16 protein-coding genes and 1 pseudogene are annotated in these 19956 nt (G+C 68.6%); all 17 read right to left on the bottom strand.

Annotated elements, in window-relative coordinates; genetic code table 11:
- Positions 1–9 precede the first annotated feature (9 nt).
- The 17 genes and pseudogenes from AOZ49_RS01375 to AOZ49_RS01295 all read right to left on the bottom strand — a co-directional run bounded on the left by AOZ49_RS01375 (position 10) and on the right by AOZ49_RS01295 (position 19950).
- Entirely contained in the window at positions 10–5496 is a 5487-nt protein-coding gene (locus AOZ49_RS01375; protein ID WP_197286681.1) for an LPD5 domain-containing protein, read from the bottom strand.
- Between the two features lie 1297 nt (positions 5497–6793).
- Positions 6794–7300, bottom strand: a pseudogene (locus tag AOZ49_RS33265) (hypothetical protein); the annotation flags it as partial.
- Positions 7301–8174: 874 nt separating this feature from the next.
- Positions 8175–9530, bottom strand: coding sequence for a hypothetical protein (locus AOZ49_RS01365; RefSeq protein ID WP_054474014.1), 1356 nt, complete (start codon positions 9528–9530; stop codon positions 8175–8177).
- 9 nt (positions 9531–9539) lie between these two features.
- The gene (locus AOZ49_RS01360) at positions 9540–10796 is read right to left on the bottom strand and encodes a hypothetical protein (protein ID WP_054474013.1); all 1257 of its coding nucleotides are present in this window, start codon (positions 10794–10796) and stop codon (positions 9540–9542) included.
- A 47-nt stretch (positions 10797–10843) separates the two neighbouring features.
- A complete protein-coding gene (locus AOZ49_RS01355) occupies positions 10844–11320 on the bottom strand; it encodes a hypothetical protein (RefSeq protein ID WP_054474012.1) in 477 nt (158 codons plus the stop codon).
- Positions 11320–12519 carry a tail fiber domain-containing protein gene (locus AOZ49_RS01350; protein ID WP_156355552.1) on the bottom strand — a complete coding sequence of 400 codons (1200 nt, stop codon included), beginning with the start codon at positions 12517–12519 and terminating at the stop codon, positions 11320–11322. The genes AOZ49_RS01355 and AOZ49_RS01350 overlap by 1 nt, the downstream gene beginning before the upstream one ends.
- Positions 12520–12529: 10 nt before the next feature.
- Positions 12530–13003 (bottom strand): hypothetical protein, encoded by a 474-nt coding sequence (locus tag AOZ49_RS01345; RefSeq protein ID WP_054474010.1) that lies wholly within the window; start codon positions 13001–13003, stop codon positions 12530–12532.
- Positions 13000–13299, bottom strand: coding sequence for a hypothetical protein (locus AOZ49_RS01340; protein WP_054474009.1), 300 nt, complete (start codon positions 13297–13299; stop codon positions 13000–13002). Before AOZ49_RS01340 ends, AOZ49_RS01345 begins: the two co-directional genes overlap by 4 nt.
- A gap of 20 nt (positions 13300–13319) precedes the next feature.
- Positions 13320–13964 (bottom strand): hypothetical protein, encoded by a 645-nt coding sequence (locus AOZ49_RS01335; protein WP_054474008.1) that lies wholly within the window; start codon positions 13962–13964, stop codon positions 13320–13322.
- Positions 13964–14257 (bottom strand): hypothetical protein, encoded by a 294-nt coding sequence (locus tag AOZ49_RS01330; protein ID WP_054474007.1) that lies wholly within the window; start codon positions 14255–14257, stop codon positions 13964–13966. The genes AOZ49_RS01335 and AOZ49_RS01330 overlap by 1 nt, the downstream gene beginning before the upstream one ends.
- Positions 14257–15426 (bottom strand): phage tail protein, encoded by a 1170-nt coding sequence (locus AOZ49_RS01325; RefSeq protein ID WP_054474006.1) that lies wholly within the window; start codon positions 15424–15426, stop codon positions 14257–14259. The genes AOZ49_RS01330 and AOZ49_RS01325 overlap by 1 nt, the downstream gene beginning before the upstream one ends.
- A 2-nt stretch (positions 15427–15428) precedes the next feature.
- On the bottom strand, positions 15429–17084 hold the full coding sequence (locus tag AOZ49_RS01320; protein ID WP_054474005.1) for a hypothetical protein: 1656 nt from the start codon (positions 17082–17084) through the stop codon (positions 15429–15431).
- Positions 17085–17086: 2 nt separating this feature from the next.
- The gene (locus tag AOZ49_RS01315; protein WP_054474004.1) at positions 17087–17395 is read right to left on the bottom strand and encodes a phage holin family protein; all 309 of its coding nucleotides are present in this window, start codon (positions 17393–17395) and stop codon (positions 17087–17089) included.
- Between the two features lies 1 nt (position 17396).
- Positions 17397–17744 (bottom strand): putative holin, encoded by a 348-nt coding sequence (locus AOZ49_RS01310; RefSeq protein WP_082380266.1) that lies wholly within the window; start codon positions 17742–17744, stop codon positions 17397–17399.
- 25 nt (positions 17745–17769) lie between these two features.
- Complete coding sequence (locus tag AOZ49_RS01305; RefSeq protein ID WP_054474002.1) at positions 17770–18210, bottom strand: hypothetical protein; 441 nt, start codon at positions 18208–18210, stop codon at positions 17770–17772.
- Complete coding sequence (locus AOZ49_RS01300) at positions 18211–19485, bottom strand: phage tail protein (RefSeq protein WP_054474001.1); 1275 nt, start codon at positions 19483–19485, stop codon at positions 18211–18213.
- 3 nt (positions 19486–19488) lie between these two features.
- Positions 19489–19950 carry a hypothetical protein gene (locus tag AOZ49_RS01295; protein ID WP_054474000.1) on the bottom strand — a complete coding sequence of 154 codons (462 nt, stop codon included), beginning with the start codon at positions 19948–19950 and terminating at the stop codon, positions 19489–19491.
- Positions 19951–19956: the final 6 nt, after the last annotated feature.

The raw sequence follows: 19956 nt of genomic DNA, 5'->3' as shown, positions 1-19956 counted from the left end.
AGGCTGGCGTCAGGGGCGCGCGCTGCGGGCGTGCTGGTCGGCCAGCGCGGCCAGGCGGTTGCGGGCGCGGTACAGCAGGTCCAGCTGCGTGCGCTTCTCGTCAGCCGGGATGCTGGCCCGCTCGAGCGCCTTGATCTTGAGGTTGACGTCTCGCAGCTGGCTGTCGGCAGCCTTGAACAACGCGCGCAGACGCATCCGGTCGTCGCCGGCCAGCTCGCGGGCGCGATCGAGGTCGCCCAGTTCGCGCGCCTGCGAGAAGGCGGCGTAGACCTGGTTGACCTCGCGCTGCTCGTCGTAGAACCGCTGGATGTACTTGCTCGAGCGCGGGTCCGACTCCTTGACGAAGTCGCCCACGACGAACCAGTTATCCAGGCGGCTCAGGTCGCGACGCGGGTTTTCCGGCAGGCCGGACAGCGGCCGCGCCAGGTGGTCGGACACGTTCAGCGCCTGCGTGCCCAGCCAGCCGAAGTAGCCGCGCACCAGGTGCTCCAAGCGCTGCGGCGACAGGCCCAATGCCTTGCCCAGCGCCACCGCCCCGGCCGAGGTCGACGCCGTGAAGCGATCGCCGGCCGGCAGGCGCTGCTGCCCGACGCTGTCGATGTCGCGTTCGCGGAAAGAGTCGTAGTTGAACGCGGCTTCCATGGCCGGCTTGACCAGCTGCGGAACCGGGTTCATCGACAGCTGCTCGCTCAGGATGGCGCCCACCGTCCGGCCGAAGTCGCGCAGGCGGAAATCCTCGCCGCCGAAAGCCAGCTCGGTACCGCGCTCGACGACGCTGCCCAGGGCGCCGATTTCGAACGGCTTGGGGATGTAGACGAAATGATCGGTGCCCGGCAGTTTCGTGATCCAGAACGAATTGCGCGCCCAGTCCGGCAGCTGCTTGTAGTCGTCGTCGTCCTTCATGCCCAAGTACAGCAGCGCCGACGCCATCGCTACAGCACCCGTCACCGCGGCGAACCGGGCAGGGTCTGCGGCTGCGCCGCGCCCCAGCTTGTACATGCCCTGCAGGCGGGCGTTGAAGAACGGCACCACCTGGGACAACATCCGCACCGCCGAGAACGTGCCGCCGGCGGTGAAGTCCATCAGGTCGCGCGCGGCGTAGCTGGCCTCCAGGTGGCTGCGGCCAGCCTTGCGCGCCTGCTGGTAGATCGCCGCGCGGTTGATCGTCTCGGACCGGTCGCCGGTTTCCTGGTACCAGTCGAAGGCCTTGCGCAGCGCCCGGCCCATGCCGGCCGGCGACGTGATGACGTCGTCGGGATGAGCGCCCAGTTCGTCGACCAGGCGCTTCACGTTGCGGGCGTTGCCGTCGTTGAAGGATCCGAAGCGCACTGCCCCGCCCCCAGCCATGAGCCGGCGCCAGGTGTCGCTCTCGGCGCCGGTCGCCTTCCACCCGTCCACCAGGTTGCGCAGCGGATTGGTGGACAGGTTGTTGTCGATCGCCATGGCCTGGATCGTGTCGCGCAGCAAGTTGCGCACGCGGAAGGTCGGGCTGATGGTCACCCCCACCGTCAGCGCGTGCTTGAACTTGCGCGCCGCCTTGGTGAATGGGTCATTGGAGCCAACGTAATGCAGCGACGTCAGCGCGTTCAGCACCATCGGATCGGACACCTGGTAGTGGCGTTCCTGGCCGGCGAACATGGCGCGCACACTGCCGCGCTCGGCCTGGCGCACCCGCGTGGCGACACCCAGCTTTTCCGCCTCCTGCAGCGCGCCCTGCGCGGCCAGGTTCTTCATGCTGGCGGACAGCAGATGCGACCAATTGGAAACTGTGTTGGCGACCAGGTCGCCCAGCTTGTCCGTGCCGCCCTTGAGGCGCTTGTATGCGTGCTGGCCCACCAGGCCGCCGATCTGGCCGGGCCCCATGGTACCGGTGGCGTCATCCTCCATCACTCGGTAGAACGGCACATAGAACTCGCTCTCCCACAGCTTGCGCGAGCTGGGATCGACCAGGTCCGCCTCCTGCGCCACGTCGAGGACGGAACGCTGCAGCTCGTTGAACTGGCCCAGGGCTTCCCGGTAGACGGTGGCGCGGTCGCGGCCGTCTGCCATCTTGCCCTGTTCCAGACGCTTGCCGGCCTCGATATCCTCGGGCGAGAAAAGCCGCTCGCGCGACGCGGGCTCGGCCTTGGCGCCGGGCCACTTCGCCGCCTCGGCGCGCGCCGCGGCCTCGCTGGAGAAGCGCTCGGTCACGCCATTGTCGAACCGCACCTGCCATTCGGCGGCCAGGCGCTCCGCGCGGTTGGCGGCGATCCAGGCCATGAAATGATCGTGCTCGCCATTCAAGTCGGCCAGGATCTCGGCCAGCCCCTTGCCGCCGGCGGTGTCCAGCGCGCCATCCTGCAGCTTGACCGCGCCATGGCGCACCAGATACTCGGCGGCACCATCGGCGCCCTTGGACAGCCGCGCCTGCATGTAGGCAGTGGCGCTGATCCCTTTGAGCGGCGCGAACTGATCGAAGATGCCTTGCACCAGCTTGGCCTGCCAGCGATCGGACGCCTTGGCCAGGCGCGCCTTGATGGGCTCCTGTTCCGCCCAGGCACCGATTTTCCCCAGGAACTTGTTGCGCTGGCGCCGCTCAATGTCCGACAGCGTCTCGCCAGGGCGCTCGACCTTGGCGCCGCGCTTGGGCTCGCGGGCCGCGCCCGGCTGCGCCGGCGGCGCGCCGGCAGTCGCCGCAGCTGCGCGGGATTCCACAGGGCCAGAAGAACGAAGCCCCGCGGCGGGCGGGGCTTCTTCCTGGCGACGGCGGGACTCCATGGCCCCGGGGTCGAACACCCAGCCGGCGCGCCCCTCCCTGTTGACGATCGCCGCGATATCTTCTACCGTAAAGGTTCGCCCTGACGGCGTCCGGTCTGCGCCCGCTTTGGAAGCGGGAATGCTTACGGCGGACGTGTTGTCGGGGCGCTTTGCTTCCACCACGTCGGACAGGTCGTGATCGTAGAACAGGTGGCCGTTGGCGCTTTCTTTCACGACCAGGCGCGCCAGGTAGTCCTGGCCTGCGATTTCGACCGGGGCATAGAGCGTATGCACCTGGCTGGTGAACGGGTCGCGCTGCTTGTTGCGGTTGGCCTCAGAATGGCCCAGGATGCCCTGCTCGATCAGGCCAGGAAGTGCCGCCATGGACTGGATCTTGCTGATGCGGGCGCTGCGCGACAGCGACTCCTTGATGCCGCGCTGGCTGACCTGCACCTTCCAACCGGTCGCCCGGTTCACGAAATCCTTCCCCTTCAAATTGTCCGTCGCCCAGGCCCGCGCCGCGTCGCGCAGCTCCTTGGCATCCTGATTGGGCGCGCCCAGCTCCTGTCCTGTCAGCACGGTCACGCCGGCCCCGCCCGCATCGCTCCCGCGGCTTGCCGCCATCGAAGCCGCCGCCTCCTGCATGCCGGCGCTCACGCGCGCCGCCGGCGCACGCTGCAGGAACCGGCCGGCGTCGACGACCATCTTGCGGATGTTGGCGTTGTTCAGCTGCAGATTCAAGCCCAGCCGCCGCAGCGCGGCGCGGATCATGCCGTAGAAACGTTCCAGGAACACCGGGCGCTTGCCCTGCTCCGCCATGCGCGCCAGGACTTCCCGCGCGCGGTTGGCGGCCGAGTAGTCCGGATAGCGTGCCGTCACCGCCTCGAAGGTGGCATAGTGCGCATGGTCCGGGCCCGCGTCACGCGGGATGTGCGCGCCATCCGGCGCGCGAGCCAGGCGGCGCACGTCGGCCAGCACGTCACGGAAGCGGTCGCCCAGCAGCGCCTCGACCCCGAAGTGGCCGACAACCTCATGCGCCAGCACCTGCTGCAGGCGTTCCGCCGTGGGCAGGTTCTCCGCGACCAGGTAGATCCGGCCGCCGTCGCCAGCCGGATAGTACGCCCCCTCTGCCAGCGCCGACGGCTTCGCCCCCTCGGGGATCTGATCGACGCGCTCCACCACAGACACGCGCAGGGCGGCCGCGCCCGGCAGCTTGCCCATGAAGTCGGCCGCCTGGCGCCGCGCCTCGGCAGGGTCGACACCCTGCCCGCCGTCGCCCCGACTCTCGAGGCCAATCCGCCCGCCGTCACCGGGCACCTGCTCCACGGTCTGGAAAAAGCGATCGAACGCCGCCCGGATCTGCGGGATCTCGGCTGCGGTCGGGTACGGGTAGGCCAGCTCGTCGCCGAATGCCTTCTCCGGCACCACGTTGGCCAGGTAGTCGTTGGCGGCGCCCTGGTCGGCCAGCTTGGCAATGACGTAGCTCTCGAAGGCCCGCGCGGACAGTTCCCGGCCGGTGGACCAGTAGTCTTTCGCCTTGCGCTCGTCCAGCTTGCGCGACCGCTCCCGCATACCGATCAGGCCGATCGTCTGCTTGAGCGCGCCGAAGGCCTCGGCCATCGCCGGCCGGATCCCGGTGGTTGCGCTCCCTGACTCCGAGGCGTAGCCGGCCGACGTGCCGCCGCGACGGGAGAAATAATTGTCCAGGCCGTGCCACCATTCATGCGCCAGCGAACCGGCGCCGCGCTTCTTCGTCAAGTTGATGACCACCTGGCCGGGCTCGTAGTGGGCCATGGGCGCATCCTTGCCGCCGGCGCCGCGCGCGCCGAAGGCCAGGCCCAGCTCGCCGTTCAGCGACAGCGCGCGCGCCGGCACACCGATGACACCAGCCAGATCCATCAGGGCATCGTAGGCTTCGTTCAGATCCGCCTGGCGGCGGCCGCCCTCGACATAGTTGCCGAACTGCACTCCTCGAAAACCGAAGGCGTCGCTGAACTGCGCCGGCGTCACGTCACCGCCATCACGGTGGTCCACGCCCACCCGGGGCGCGTTCGTCTCGCGCCGATGCGCAGGAACGTCTTTCAACTCGTCCAGCCGCTGGGTCAGCTGCTCCTTGTTGTCGGCCAGATAGGCGCGAGCGGCCTTGACGTCGTCGAAGTGCTGCAAGTCGATGTAGGTCCGGCCCACCTTCTTGCCGATGTAGAAGCCTGGCATGCGCGGACGCGAGTAGATATCGAAGCGCACCTCGCGCGCCGGCGCGGGCTCGCCCGCCAGCTCATCCATCGCGCGCTTGAAGTCGGCGATCGCCGCCGCGGCGCTGTCGCCCTTGGCGGTGATCTCCGGCCAGTTGCCCATGCCGGTGGACGCCTTGCGCTCTACCGTCCAGATCCGGCGCGGCGAGTCGAACCTCTCGCCGGCGAACACGCTGTAGTCGGCCGACCGCAGGGAAACGCCACGCAGGGACCTGTCATGGCCCACGGCCTCGTACAGCTGGGCCCGCCCGTAGACGTCGCGCAGATCCTGCGACTTGTCCAGGATGGCGCGCACGTCGGCGCCCTTGATCCCGCCCCCCCAGCAGCTCGCCGGAGAATTCTCGCAGCCGTTGCACCTGGTCGGCCCAGCCCTTGAGCTTCCACCCCTTGCGCGGCTTGCTGGGCACCTCGTCGCGGCTGGCGTGCACCAGCGCCACCAGGAACGGATCGGCGCCGTCCTCGAGGAGCTTCGCGTAGTTCGGCTCCGGCCAGGTCTCGGCCAGCGCATGATCGCGGATCGGCAGCGCCTCGGCCTGGCGCATGCGCTCGGCGTACTGCTCGGCGTGGTGCTTGCGGGCGCCCTGCAACGTTTCGCCGAAATCTTCGATGCGGCCACCGGGGCGGGCAGTCGGCGCATCGCCGGCTGCGGGCGCGCCTTGCTCCTGCGCGGCGGTGGCGGGCACCGCGGCCGCCGGCACCAGTTCCTGCTGACCCCGCGCTGCCGCCTGGTCGGCGGCCCGGTCGCTGCCGGTCAGGGCGAAGTCGTCGCGCGCGGCATCGGCCGTAGCGCGCCGGTCGGCCTCGCGGGCCTCAATGGTGGCTTGTTGCTGCTGGGCGGCCTGCTCGTTGGCCGCCGCCCGTAGCCCGTCAGGCGTCGGGCTTTCGAGGGTCAGTCCTTGCGGGCTGCCTTGGCTATCACTACCTGCGCCTGCTCCATTGCCTCCCGCTCCTGACTGTTGCGCAGGGCGTTGAGAATTGCCATCGTCCCGTCGACCAAGCGCTGCTGCTTGGGACTTAACTGCGGTTTCGAAGACGCCGGGGTCTCCGTCGGCCTGGATTGAGGCTCGCTCGATGATGGCTTCTTGGGTAGGGACATCGGTAATTCCTTGCTCGCTCAGGTAGACCGCGGCATCGAACTGCGCCGCCAGCTCCTGCATGGTCGTGTCGGCCGGCATGGCGTCGATCGCGCCAAAAAGATCCTCGGCCAGCTTGTTTTTATCCTTGGCATCGCTGAACCGCTCGGCCTGCTGTTCAGCATACGCGCGGCGGGCGGCCTCGTCCATCTGCTCGAGCGAATAGACGGCCTCACCTTCCATCGCCTCGCGCACGCGATCCATCGCGGTGCCCGCCAGGTCGACGGTGTCGCCATCCATCGGCAGGTAACCCGATTGCTGCATCGCCTCCACCAGGCGATCGGCGTCCATCCCACCCTGCCGGAACAGGCCCGGCACCCGGCGATTCGCCAGGTGGGCGCGATCGCCGTAGATATCGGCGGCCAACTCGGGACGGATGCCGCCGGCCTGGCGCACCATCTGCAGGAAGTCGCGCCGCGCGCCACGGGCGAAGTCGGCCGCGGACGGTGCCGGCGCCTCGCGCGGGGGCTCGCCGGTGCGCGGGCGCGCCACAAAGCCACCCTCCGCCGGTTCGACGTCAGCATTTCCGTGCAGCGTGGCGGCGCGCTGGGCCGCGCCACGGGTCAGGAAGGGCCGGCCACCCTTGGCGGTAATGTCGGGCTCGGCCACCAGCGTACCCAGACCGGAATCGGCGGCCGGCCGCGTCGTATCGCCTTCGTCGATCCAGCGCTTGAAGGTGGGCACGTCCATCTGGGTGACCTTGCCCATACCACGCCAGTCCGGCGTGTAGCTGTCGCGGTAGGCGCGCTCGGCGTCCTCGCGGGTGTCGTAGCCCAGCATCACCTTGGACTCGTCGAACCGACCACCGGCAGGATCAACCTGGTCGATGACGAACACCGGCCCCGAGAAATCGGGCGTGGTGCCGGGCCGAACGAACACATCGACCTGGTCCCCATCGGCGCCTTTCGTGCGGCGGATGTATCCGTAGTGCCCGGCCATCTTGTTGGCCCAGGCGCTGCCGTCGGGGGACGTGCCGCGGCGCTCCGATCCCTCGGGGTTCTCGATCGAGATATCGAGCCCTGCGATGCGCGTGTGTCCGACCTTGTAATTGCCGGCCTCTTTCTGGGCGTCGGTCGGCTCCGGCCTGTCGTTCGCTGGGGACGTGGCAGCCTCGTGAGCGGCGGCATCGGTTGCGGCACCGGGGTGGCGCTCACCGGCGGCGATCACGTCCGGCGTCATGCCCATAGCGGCCTGGCGCGCCAGCTCGGCGTCACGCTGGCCGGCGGTGGCCGCCACGCCCTCGCCGTCGACCTGGTACACCGGCGCCGGCAGCGCCCGGCGCGCTGGCGCCCCTGCCAGTGCGGCGCCCACCCCTTCCTCTACCTGAGCCGCCGTGTACGGCTGCATGCCGTTCTCGTGACGGATGATCGCGGCCGTCAGCTGGGTCAACGTCTGGGGGTCGCTCAGGTCCAGCTGCTGGTTGGGATCCACGCCGATGGCGCGCGCCACCTCGCGCACATACTCGCCCGTCTGGTTCTCGGACGGCGGTGCCCAGCGATTCAGGATGCCCTGCACAGTGTCCAGGCCGTGCTGGCGCTGATAGGTGAGCAAGTTGACCGCCGTGGCGCGGATGCCAGCCTCGGGCGAGTCGAACGTGGCAAAACGCGGATCGTTACCCTCAATTTCGCCGGCGAACCCGACGCCCTTCTGGATGTTGCCCGGGTTGTTGTTGCGGATCCCGCGCGGCGCATTGGCCGGCATGCGCCACGACTCACGGGCGACGAAGCCCTCGCCAGCGGCGTACCCGTCCGGCGCCGGCAATGCCTCGCGCTGGATGGGGCCGTCCAAGACGGGCAAGGCTTCCGGCCCCTCGAGCGCCGCCGGGCCGTCCATTGCCTGGCGCAGCGAGTTGCCCGCCATGGGCTCCGCGTACAGTTCGCCCAGCCGCACGAAACGCCCGCGGCCGTCGGCAGTTCGGATCCGGGCCAGCTGCTCGCCACCGGGGCGCGCCGTCGCGGCGTTGCTCTCCACGCCCAGGAACTCGACGGGCAGCTCGCGGCCGTTCTGCCGCAGGTAGACCTGCTGGCGCGGCGCAAAGCCCGAGGCCTGGCCATCAGCACTCACCGCGTCCGCGGTGGCCGGCGCGCCCTCGGCGCTGCTGGCGCCCTCGACAGCCGCCGGCGCGGCGCCAGCGACCTGCGGGTCCGCCGCGGCGGCAGGCCGCACGATGAAGCCGTTTTCGTAGCGCAGCACCTGCGCCCCCCTCTCCCAGCTCCTCGGCGCGCTGGCGCGCGGCGCTGGCCGTCACATAGGGCTTGCCGCTGGCGTGCAGCACGTCGCCCGCCTCGAGGCTCGACGCCGTCGGCATGCTGCGATGACGCACGCCTTCGGTCGCGCCGTGCACCGCGCCCGGCCCCATGCCGGCAACGAAGCCCAGCGCCGCGTTGCCGAACGACCCCGCGAGCGGATCGAGCTGCATACCCGCGCCTGCGTTGATCCCCTTCTGGGTGGCATACCCTTCGCCCACTTCCTGGATGGCCTCCTCGGTGCCCGCCAAGGCCGCCTTGCCCAACGTCTGCGCCACGACGCCGCGGTCGCCCAGCACGCGGCCGGCCGGCGACAGGATCCGGCCGGTAGCCGCGCCGCCAACAGCGGACACAGGCAGCGTGCGCACGAAGGCGGCATTTTCGGCGTCGGCGCGCACCCGCGCCCGTGCCTCCTGCGGAGCGACACCCTGCGCGATGAGATCCCGATACGCAGACGACGCCGCGGCCAGCTGCTGATCGTCCAACCCGTCGATGGTTTCGCGCGCCTGCTCGATCGCGTTGCCGCCGCCCATGGCCCCGCCGGCAGCCGCGCCCGCGGCCATGCGTGCACCGATCCCAGCAGGGCCTGCGGCCATCGACGCGAGCACCGGCAGCGCACTCGAGCCGCCGGCATTCAGCGCCTGCAGCGCCAGGCCCGACGCGGACGGGTCGCGCCCCAGCGTCCAGGTGTCCGGCTTGTCCAGATCGCCAGCCGGCTGCGAATCCGCCTCACGCCGCTTCGCCTCGGCCGTCCGAGAATCCAGCACGCGCTCACCCAGCCGGTGGGTAGCATCGGCTGCGCCCTCCAGGGGGTTCGTGGGGACTTCCAGGCCGGCATCGAAGGCCTGATTCACCGCCGTCACGCCGACACGGCCCAGGCCTTCGGCGACCTTCCCCACACCGCGCACGGCGCTGCCGGCGCCCTTGATCGCGCCGCCCGCGAGCGTCTTCGGGAAGTCGACGAACTCAATGCCGCCGCCATCCTGCTGCGGTCGCGTGTAATCGGCGACGCGGAAAGTGAACGGCAAGGGCTTGCCGGCGGCGCCCGCCGGCGCGCCGGCGTCCGAAAACTGGACATCCAGGTCGGCGCGGACCTGATCGCGACGCGCCGCCACGTTGTCTTTGAACTCGATCCCGTCAGCGGGATTTTCAAAGTTTTCCATCTGTTCCCTCTATTCAGCGGTGGTGCGGCCCATTGCGGCGCGCGTGATTTCGGATCCTTCGGTAGCCCGGGCCCAGCGCTCGGCAGCTGCGCGCTCGGCCACGCGGGCCAGCTCGACATCGCGCTCCGCCTGCTGCAACTGGGCGGCATGCCTGGCGCGCGCGTCCTGGCCAGCCTTCAAGCCGGGAGGCTTCGTGCGCAGCTGACGGACAAGCGCCTCGGCCTGGCGCAGGTCAGCGCGGGCCGCATCGAGTTGAGCGCCCTCGGCGCTGTCAGGTGGCGTCGTCGCGGCAGTGGACGGCGCGGCCGACGCGCGCGCGGGCGTCGCCGGCGTCGGGCTGCCAGCCGGTCCCTGCACAGGCCGGGTCGGGGTCGCGGGCGCGGATGGCGCCGCTTGGCCGCCGCCGGGTGCGGGGCTCTCTTGCAGCCGCGCGCGGATCTTGTCCTGCACGTCCTTGGGAACGACCGACACGGGCAGGCGAACCAGTCGCCCCTCGTGTTCAACGCCAAAGCCGAACTGGCGATCGCCCAGCTGAATGGGCATGATCTCGGCGGTGCCGGCCTGCACCTGCTGGGCCAGGGCCGCCAGGTTCCCCGCGGTCAGAACCTCGCCGGCGGGCGTGCCAGCGTTCAGCCGGTTGATGTTCTCGCCAGTGGCAATGATTCCGCCAACGCGCTTTCGCTCGTCCTCGCCCAGCCCCTCCATGCTGTCGACCTTGAACAGGCGCATGACGTGGTTGGCGAAATCCTTGTCGGACGTGGTCATCTTGGGCTTGCCAGCCTCGGTGCCCTGGGCGCCAACGTGCATGCCCCCCTTCCCGTCGGGCAGGTACAACGTCTGGTCCTTGCCCAGGACGCGCGGTTTGCGCAGTTCCTCGTCGCTTCGCAATTGGCTCGCCAGCACCTGCTCGCGGCGCTTCTGTTCGGCATCGAAAAGCAGCTTGGCCTGCTGGGCCACCATGGCCTGCTGCGCCTTCGGATCGCTGATGCTGCGCACGAACGTCTGCAGCATGCTTTCGCTGATAGGCTGCTGCACCGGCTTGCCCGTCGCCGTGTCCACCCCCACGAAGTCATACAGCGGCGCGCCGCCGGCCTGCTCCGCGCGCCGGTTGATCGCCTTCACCTCGATGCCACCAGGCATGAAGCGGTTCACGAAGGGCACGAACGAATTGGCATCTCCCGTCAGCTGGTACCGGCCCTGCGCGGCGGCGAAGGCCTGCTCGCGGTGCTGGCCCACGAAGCGCTCCCGGTCAGCCAGCATCTGCATTGCACGTCCGGGCTCCCCCAGCTCCAAGGCCTTGCGGTAGGCCCGCGTCAGTCCGTCGGCGATCTGGCCGAATTCCCCGCCACCGAGGAAATCAGCGGATTCCGGGCTTTTTTTTCCGCCGCAGGCTGTGCCACACGCCCTCCGGCGCCAGGCCGCACTGCAGCCCAGGCTTGACTGTTTCCGGCCACATCAGCCAGGCCGAGCTGCTGGGCACCAATCGGCGATTCTGTAACGGGGTAACTCGTCGCTACGGGTTGCAGTCCAGAAGCATCGCCCAGCGCGGGTCCGGTGGACACGGCATCACCCGCTTGAACAGGCTGCGAGGCCATCGCGCCCGCGCCCTGCGGCAAAGAGGTATCCCGTCCGGCCATCGCGTCCGCCAGTTGCTTGTCGATGCGCTGCTTCTTCTCGTACTCCGCCCGCGCTCGTTGGCGGTCCTGCTGTTGCTCATAGGATTGGGCAATCGCCATCCCGTTGCGCAGCCCGTCGGCCAGGCCGCCCGCAAAGCTTCCGTTCATCGCCATCAGATCCTCTCCAGTCCAACCAGGCCCGCCGACAGATCGCCGGCCAATGCCGGCGGCAATACGCCGGCTCCCTCTTCATCATGTGTCTCTGCGGCATTTCCATCCGCGACGTCTGCCAGGCCGACAGCCGCCCGCCCCCGCTCCAACCGCTTGACCTTCTTCGCCAAGGCTCGTATCGCCGCGTGGTGCTGGCCGCTGACGCTGACCATATCGAGCCCGACGCCTCCGGGTGCAACGTCGTCACCGAACTGAGCCTGCATATCCTCGGCGTAGGGGCCGATGTGACGCCCTCCGTCTTCTACCCCTTGGCGGTATTTCCAGCTTTCAACCGGCACCTTGGTCAGCCCGCTCAAGGCCTCCTCGTCATCGACTGGTTCACCTTCTTCTTTGAGGGCTTTCGAGGACGAGAACATCATTGCGCCAGCCATCAGCCCCGTGCCCAGCAGCGAGCCAAGGCCAGCCTGGCCAGCCTGGCTCGCCTGCTGCTGCATGTTCATCTGGGCCAGACCCATCTGGCCGGCAGCGCCGTAGGCTCCGCTGGCCGCCCCCAGCAGTCCCTGCCCGGTGCCGGCGGCGTTGCCTTGGGCCGACTGCGCGCCCATGACGCCGGTGGCCGAGTTCCCCGCCTGCAGCGCCGCCTGCGACGCCGCAATGCCAGTACCGGTCTGGTTCCGGCCGAACTTCGCCGCGTTCTCGCGCAGGCTCATGCCCAGCAGCTTGGTGTCGTTGCGCTCCTTATTGATGGCGCCGGCCGTCGCCAGGGCCCGGGTGTTGGCCTGGTCGGTCATCGCGTCGCTGCCCAGGCTGCTGGTGGGCGACACCCCCATGCGCGCCATCTCGCGCGACGTCTGCGCTTGCGTGTTGTCGAACTGCCGGCCGACCGTGGCCGCGGCCAGACCTTCGCGCCGCGCGACCTCCTCCGGGCTGTCGTAGCTCATGGCCTCCTCGGCCATCTTGTTCTCGATCGGCTGGAACACGCTCTTGTACTGGTTCCACTGATCGTCACCGCGCTGCGAGTTCTTCGTCGCCTCGCCCAGGGCGTTGTTCATCAGCCCCTGGTAGATCGGTGCGAACTGCTCGGTCAGCTGGCGGTTCCACTCGAAATTTCGCTCGGCGAGATCCTGGGCGCGCATGCCGATCTGGGCATTGGCTTCCTGGGCCCGGCCGACGGCCGGATCCTGTTTCACTTCCGTGGACATGCAGCCCATTTCAGTCACCTCGTGCGGCCTTCTCGGCCTCCAGGTTGGTCAAGTACTCGGCGTAGGGTTCAGCCAGCCCGCGCAGCTCCACGCCCACCGCGCGCGCCCAGTCCATGCCGCCCACCAGCAGCGCGCAGTGAGTCACCAGGTCGACGTAGGAGGCGCGCAGGACATAGGCCGTCCGCTTGCCCGCCACGCCGCCAGCGCGCTCCAGGTCGGTGGCGATGTTCCAATTGGTCGCGGCATTCGCCAGCACCGCATTCAGGCTGGCGAAATTCGCCTGGTAGAACGCATTGCGCGGCAGCAGCACCAGCGCCTGGAACATGGCCCGGTTGATGTCGGCGTCGCCGATGACCTTGTCCCGGTCGATCAGGTCGTCCCAGAAATGCGCCACGTCGAACGCCGTGCGCAGGAAGTCGACGGCGCCGGCGTTGTTGCGCATCCAGCGCATGGCCGTGCCTTGGTCAAAAAAAGGCGCGCTCATCGGCGCGCCTTCGAAGTCCGGGGAGCCGCGGCCGCCCGCCGCGGACGCGCCGCCGGCGGCTTGGCGGGAGCGGCGTCGCGGGCATAACGGGGGTCGATGTTGCCGGCGCTGTCGGGCCCAGCCGCGGCGGCGGACGGCGGCGCCATGGCGGCCGCTGCCGACAGGCCGGCCGCTCGCGCCTCCTCCACCGAGCGCTGCGCCACCTGCAGCACGGTCATGACCAGGCCCATGGCCAGCTCCGCGGTGAGGCGGTTCCCCACGTTGGAGAAGATCGCGTTTTCAATTTCCTTTTGCATGTCGTCCTTGCCGGCAAGGGTTAGAGGATTCCAGCCACGTCGATGATCGACACCTGCGGGCTGGGGGCATATGAAATAAAGGTGTTGGTGCGGGTCGGGCTCCAGCCCAGAAACCGGGTGCCATAGGCAGGGAACCCAGCCCAGAAGCCGTTCGCAGTGGCCTGCAGTGCCTCAGGCATCAGATAGGTCTCCCACCCGCCGACGGCAGTCAGCGAGTTGTAGCCCTGGCGCACGAAGGCCTGGTTGTAGGCGTATTTGCCAGACACCAGGCCGCTATAGGTCCAGCCGTCCTGGAACGCCGTGCGGTATGCCGTGTAGTAGTCCGGGACGATCACGCTGCCGATGACGTTCAGCGGCCGCTGCGCTGCGGTGAATATCTGCACCCCGGACTCGTTGAAGGCGTCCAGGTAGCTCGACTCCGCGGGCCGGTCGAACACGTAATACTCGGCGGGCCGGTTGAAGGCGAAATCCAGAACGCTGCCCGAGTGATTCGCCCACGTCAGAAAGCACGGCTCGCCCAGCGGTCGAAAGAAAAGCACCGGGTTGATAGCCGCGACCGTCGCCGAGTTGCTGGCCACCCCCGCGTGGCGCAGGAACATGTTGATCGACGCGCTGTCCACGATCAGCTCGCTGGCGCCTGACAGCAGTTGAAAGCCGGCCGGCATCAGCGCACCCCGTAGATGATCGTGGCCGTAGCCCGGTCACCGGGCATGCCATCCAGGAACTGCCAGCTGATGGTGGTGCTGCCGCTGAACCACACGAAGGGCGCGTTCATGCCGGCCGGGCTTCCCTGCGGCAGCGTCGCCAGCCAGCGCTCCCCACCCTCGGCCAGGCGCGCGTCACTGTGCGAGCCATTGGACGATCCGGTGGAAACCTGCCCATACTGACGGCCGATCTTGCTCAGGTAGGAGGTCAGAACAGCACCATTTCCCGCGTAGGTCTCGATCCCGATGGGCATTACCAGATCCCCAGGCGCACGCGCAGCACGTTGTTGGCGTCGAACACCATCAGCAAGTTGTCGCGGATCTCCAGGCGCGCGCCGCTCACCGCGGTGCGCAGCAGGCCGATCGTGGCGGTGATTGCCGACAGCGCCGTCACGTTGAGCTTGTCGGCCGTGATCGAGCCGCCGGCGATCCGGGCAGCGTTCAGCACGCCGGCCGTGATCTTGTCGGCGCTCAGGTTGGCGATCTTCGCGTTGGTGATCGCCGCGTCCTCGATGTTCGCCGTCTTGACGTAGGCGGTCGTGATGACGGCCAGGCGCGCGGACAGCGACGCGACCGTCAGCCGGTCCGCGTTCAGGCTGTCCACCGCGATGCGATCGCCGCTCATCTCCCCGAACGTGACCTTCGCCGCCGACAGGTTGGCGATCTTGGCGTCCGTGATCGAGGCGTTGCCCAGCTTCGCGTTGGAGATGGAGCCGTTGGCGACGTACAGGTCACGGATGTAGATGCCGGCCGGCACCGGCACGCCATTGATTTCCGTCGGCTCGGGGATCTCGAACAGCAGCGCCTTGGGGTCGCCGGCGGCGGACAGCACGTCGATCAGGTAGGCCGGGTCCAGGGAGACAGCGCCGGTCGTGCCACCGATACCATTGAACGGCCCGACCTTCCCGCCCACAGAGACGAAGCGCACCCAGTAGAAATAGGTCGTGGCGGTGGCGCCGCCCACGGGATCCGCGTACACCCAGCCGGTGGTCTGGCCGACGCTCTGCGCCTGTGCCTGGTTGTCGGTCGTACCACGGAAGATCTCCGCGTAGCCGAAGTACGCGAAGTTGGGCTTGTCCCACTCCAGCACCACGGTGCCCAGGCCCGGCGTCGCCTTGAAGCCGGTAGGCGCGGGCGGGATGCCGTCGATGACGGGCGGCGTGCTGGGTTGGAAGGTGCCCCCGGGGTTCTTTATCAGGATCGGCTTGCCGTCGGCGCCGCGCATCGTGACGATGCCGCTTTCGACCAGGTCGCCCCAGGTCACGGCGCGGTCGACCGGCTGTCCGCCCTGCCCGAAGCGGGTCGCCAGCGTCAGCCGCATCTGCTCGAGCGCGCGTGTCGCGGCCGGGTTGTCCGGCAGCCGGGCGGACTCGATCACCGGCAGGTCCGCGTAGCGCAGGCCGGATCGTGCAGAGGTCGCCATCGTCAGACCGCCGTGACGTTGCCCAAGGTAGAGGCAACAGTCACCTCGGAGATGGCGGCGCTCCCCTCCACCGTGAACTCGTAGCTGCGCGCGCGGTAGTTGCCGCGCAGCCGGAACGGCCGGCCGTTTGCCACCTGGTGCTGCAGCTCCACCTCGATCGGGCCGCCGGCCGCCTCGATCGTGGCCCGAAGCCGGAACGTAACCGGGTAGGCCGCGGCCACAACCTGGGCGGCGCCGATGTTCTGCGCGCGCTCGAGGATAAACCTCTTGCTCACCCGGCGCATTGCCAGCGGCACGTCGCCGCCGTCCCACTTGTGCACGTTGCCATCGGGCAGCGCCAGGAAAAGCTCGTCCCGGCGGCCGTCCGAATAGGAGGCCGTCGCATACACGTCCGTCCGGGTCAGCGACATGGCGCCGCGCGTCAGGTCCAAGATCAACCCGCCGCGCGCGGCGCCCGTGTCGAACCAGCAGAAGTACCGGTTGTCGTGCACGTTGCCGTGCATCGACGCCGGCCGGTAGGCCTGCCACTGCGCCCGGGTCAGCAGGTCCTCGGTCACCACGCCCACGCTGCCCGCCTGGTCGACCATGACCAGGCCATCGGGAGAGGCATAGACCACGCCGCCCTTGAACGCCCTGATGGTGCGCTTCGCAACACACGGCTGGTTGCCGTCCAGGCGCACCGGTGTCAGGGTGACCGGATCCGCCTGAGTCGCCAGATAGGTGTCGCCCTTGGTGCATACGACCGTGGCCTGGCCCATGATGGCGCCGCCCACGATCTCGTCCGCGACCGGCGAGTAGTACGGCCAGCCGAAGGGCTTGAACACCTCCGACCGGTACACCCGCTTGCCCGAAAACCCGATCATGAACCCGCCCGGGTGCTCCAACAGGCCAAACAGGTCCGCCGGCGGCGGCACCAGCGCGCGCTCGGGCAAGGCCTCACCCAGCAGCGTGAAATCCACCTTGTCGGAGAACGTGACCGCGCCGGCGGGCACCTCTTTCCAGAAGCGCAGGACGGCAGTGCCGGTGGCATCCGTGGTCGACAGGTACAGCCGCTTGAGCGTGATGTTGTACTCGCCGGCCGGCGGCCCCTCCATGTTGATGACGTTCAGCGTGTCATCGGTGGCCGCGTTGAACGGATCGCTCACCTGGTTGGGCGGCCCCTCCTCGCCCCAGGCAGACACGAAGGTGTAGGCCAGCAGGCACGACTGCCTCTCCAGGCCCGAGGGTGGATCGGGCTGCAGGGCGACCGTCACCGTCGCCCGCGAAGTCGGCGCGGGGATTCCCAGCCGGTACCAGGCGGACGGCATATCCTCGTTCGTCGTGGCCATCGTCGAATCCGTCACCCGCGGCGGCTGCCCGGCCTCCGTGAAGTATGTGCGCTCCTGGGCATCGTCGGGGATGGCGCCGCGCGCCACGTCGGTGTCGTTCAGCCAGTGGAACCAGTAGCGGGCATCGTCGTCGATCGAGCGGCCGAAGCGGTAGATCGCCAGCTTGGTGCCCACCTTGGCCAGGTCGGCCACCTTGGCCGGCGTCTTGTAGGGCACCAGCGAGCCACGCTGCAGGGTCGCATTCAGCACGTCCTGGCTGGCGCCAGCAGGCAGCAGACGCGGTTCGATCCGGGGCAGCATGCCCGTGAACGCCTTTTCCGCTTCCCGCATGCCTACCTCGCGCGCGCCGGCTTGGCGATGTTGGCGACGTTGCCCCGGGCCCGGAACACGAGGAAGGCCAGCAGCAGCGCCAGGCCCAACTGCCAATGGGTGACGCTGCCCTGCCGCGCCAGCACGTCGAGCGCCTGGCCGCCGGTCAGCACCACCATCAGATAGGCCACCACGGACATGCCCAGCCGGTACCGGGCGCCGCGGCGCTGGTAGCAGGCCAGGCGCAGCGCGGTGGCGAAATTGGCGAGCACAAAAAGAAAGGCCACCAGGTGGTGGCCCATGACGGCGTTGCCGATATCCGAAGGGTGCATGTCAGCCTCCCCGCTTCCAGAACGAAAAATCCGCGGCCTCGATCTTCTTGATCGCGGTGATAGCGAAGGTCACCGCCACCGCGGCGGCGCCGAAGCCGGTAACGACGGTTTCCTGTACGCCGATCAGGCGGCCCAGCTCCGGCGCCGCGAAGTAGCCGATCAGCCAGGACACCAAGCCATAGACCAGACGCTTGGCGACGCCCAGCTCGTTGCTGTGGACGATGAACAGGGCCGCGCCGGCGAATGCGCCAATCAGCGCGCCGCCATCCACCCCGGGCAGCATCGCGCCGAAAAGCAATGCGGACGCCGTGGGCAATGCCGCGCTGATCGCGCTGGTAGGTTCAGCCATTATTTCTCCTGTGTGTGTCTACCAGCTAGGCCTTGATGGCCGCGGCGAGGCGGAAAAGGTCCAGCCGCTGGTCCCGCGTCAGCCCCAGCACGTCCGCGGCCGCGTGAAGCATGGCGCTGCCCCATTCGAACGCCTGCAACTCGTCCCAGGCGCGCCGGTAATAGGCCGGCGTGGCCGGATCGTTCAGCAGCTCCTCGAAGGCGTCGAACAGCGTCCAATCGGGCTGCCCTTCCTTGGGGAACAGGGTCAAGCGCATAGCCTCGCGGCCCTGGTAGCGCGAGACTGCCGCGGGGTCCACCGGAGGCGGTGCGGGCATCTCATCCAACGAGGCCGGCGCCAACGTAGTCGGCACGTCCATCAATCCGAACGGCGAGCGGAACACGTAGTAGCCGGGTGAATTATCCGCGAAAACGTCGTCTTCGAATTGGTAGAACTTACCAGTCTCGGTGTCTTTGAAGGTCTGCATCTATCGGTACTCCTGCCACTGTGAGAGCGCAACCCCAGAGGCATTAACAACATAGGGAATCCCTGGAGGGATGACGGCCGACACCGCCAGCGCTATGCCGGTGGATGCCCAAATGGACCTGGTCACAAACAGGCCGCCAATGGTGATGCCGATATTGCCGCCCGCGCTGGTATTGGTGTCTCCGGCCACATAAACCACGATTGGGCGGCCGGTGGAGTTGGTATAGGTGACGCCGATTGCCCGGTTAGGGGCGACGTTCTGCATCGTCTGCCCCACGCCAAACACTTGGGCGCGCAGGGTTTGAAAGGCCGAATTCAGGGCCGCATAGTCGCTGGCCAACTGTGCGGCGTCGGCACTGCCAGGGTTGGTGACGGCGCCGAACGCCTGGATGGTCCAGACTCCGGAAACGTTCGACGGGCGCGTTTCGGCGGCGGTTCGGGCCCCCAGAGAAGAATCGAAGGCCAAGCGGGAGCCGGTCCCCGTCACGTATCCCAAGCTGAATGGAACGTCAATGCCCCTTGTGAGAACACCGGAACGGGTGGGGTTAACAAAACCCGTGTCGGCGCTGCTGCCAAACTCGCCAACCATTCGCTGCATGGCGTCGCGCTGAATGAGGCCGTTGGATCCCGAGGATTGGGAGCCGTCACCGCGCAGGAATAGAGCTCCGAGTGAGCCGGATGCCTGGCCATTCAGGTCGGGCATGCGAATGGTGGTACTGCCGTCTCCAAGGGTGTATGCCCCACGCTTGAGAGGGTCAGCAATCCAATCGGCCTCCGCCACCACCGGCACCTTCCCACCCGTGACCATGGCGGCCAGGTCGGGGAAGGTGGCGCGGCTGACGGTCTGCCCATCGGCGGGGATGCTGCCGGCGGGGATGGACGTCCGCAGGGGCCACCATGCCACCGAGCCGACGGGTACCGTCGACTGCTGCACCCGATACGCCCCTGTGGCCGCGTCCCACTCGGCCATCCCCTGCCCCTTCACATAGATCGGGCCGCTGTCCACCCTGGGCAGCTCGGCAGCATCGAACGGCTGGACGGTCTTCCGCAGCAAACGCTGCTCCGATACCCAGCCGTCGTTCGCGCCATTGCGACGCTTGAGCCAGCCCGTTCCGGTGTCGGCCCAGCGCATATACGGCAGAACGTAGGCACTCGGCAGGCTGGCCGGGTCGACGGAGCCGGAGAAGTCCGAGGCGACATTGACGAAGTTGTCATCGACCTCGTTCCGGGTCAGCAGGCGCGCGAGGTTGCGGCGGAGGGTGAGCAGTCGCGGCATGGCTTACCCGCGCTGCTGCGCCAGCGTCCAGTTGATCGTAAACACGTCCTCGGGCTCCTTGTTCTTGACCCCGAACACCGAGCGATTCGTCATCGTGCCGGCCGTGGCAGCGTTGAACAGACCTGCCTCGGTCACAGGTCCGGACCCCACGCCCTCCCCGAAAGTCGCGGTGTACAGGCGCTGGGGGCCGGTGCCGGAGACGGTGACCGGCACGCGGCTGCCGGGGATCTCGGCCCCCAGGGTTTTGTCGGCACCCGCTGCCGGCGCCGTGCTGGTGCCCAGCGCCATGTGGGAAATCACCCCGACCGCTTCGCCGGCGGCGCGCGCGGCGAGGTAAGCCAGGCCGTCATCGGTGAACAGGTTCTTGATGACGAAGCGCTCCGTCTGCCCGGTGCGGCCGCGATAGGCGATGATCTCCAGGTCGCCGCGATTCATGGCGCCGGAGCTGTTCAGCATGCTGCTCATGGGGAA

It is taken from the genome of Achromobacter sp. 2789STDY5608615 (genome assembly GCF_001298995.1).
Lineage (GTDB): Bacteria > Pseudomonadota > Gammaproteobacteria > Burkholderiales > Burkholderiaceae_B > Achromobacter > Achromobacter insuavis.
This window is presented reverse-complemented; position numbering and strand designations above follow the sequence as displayed.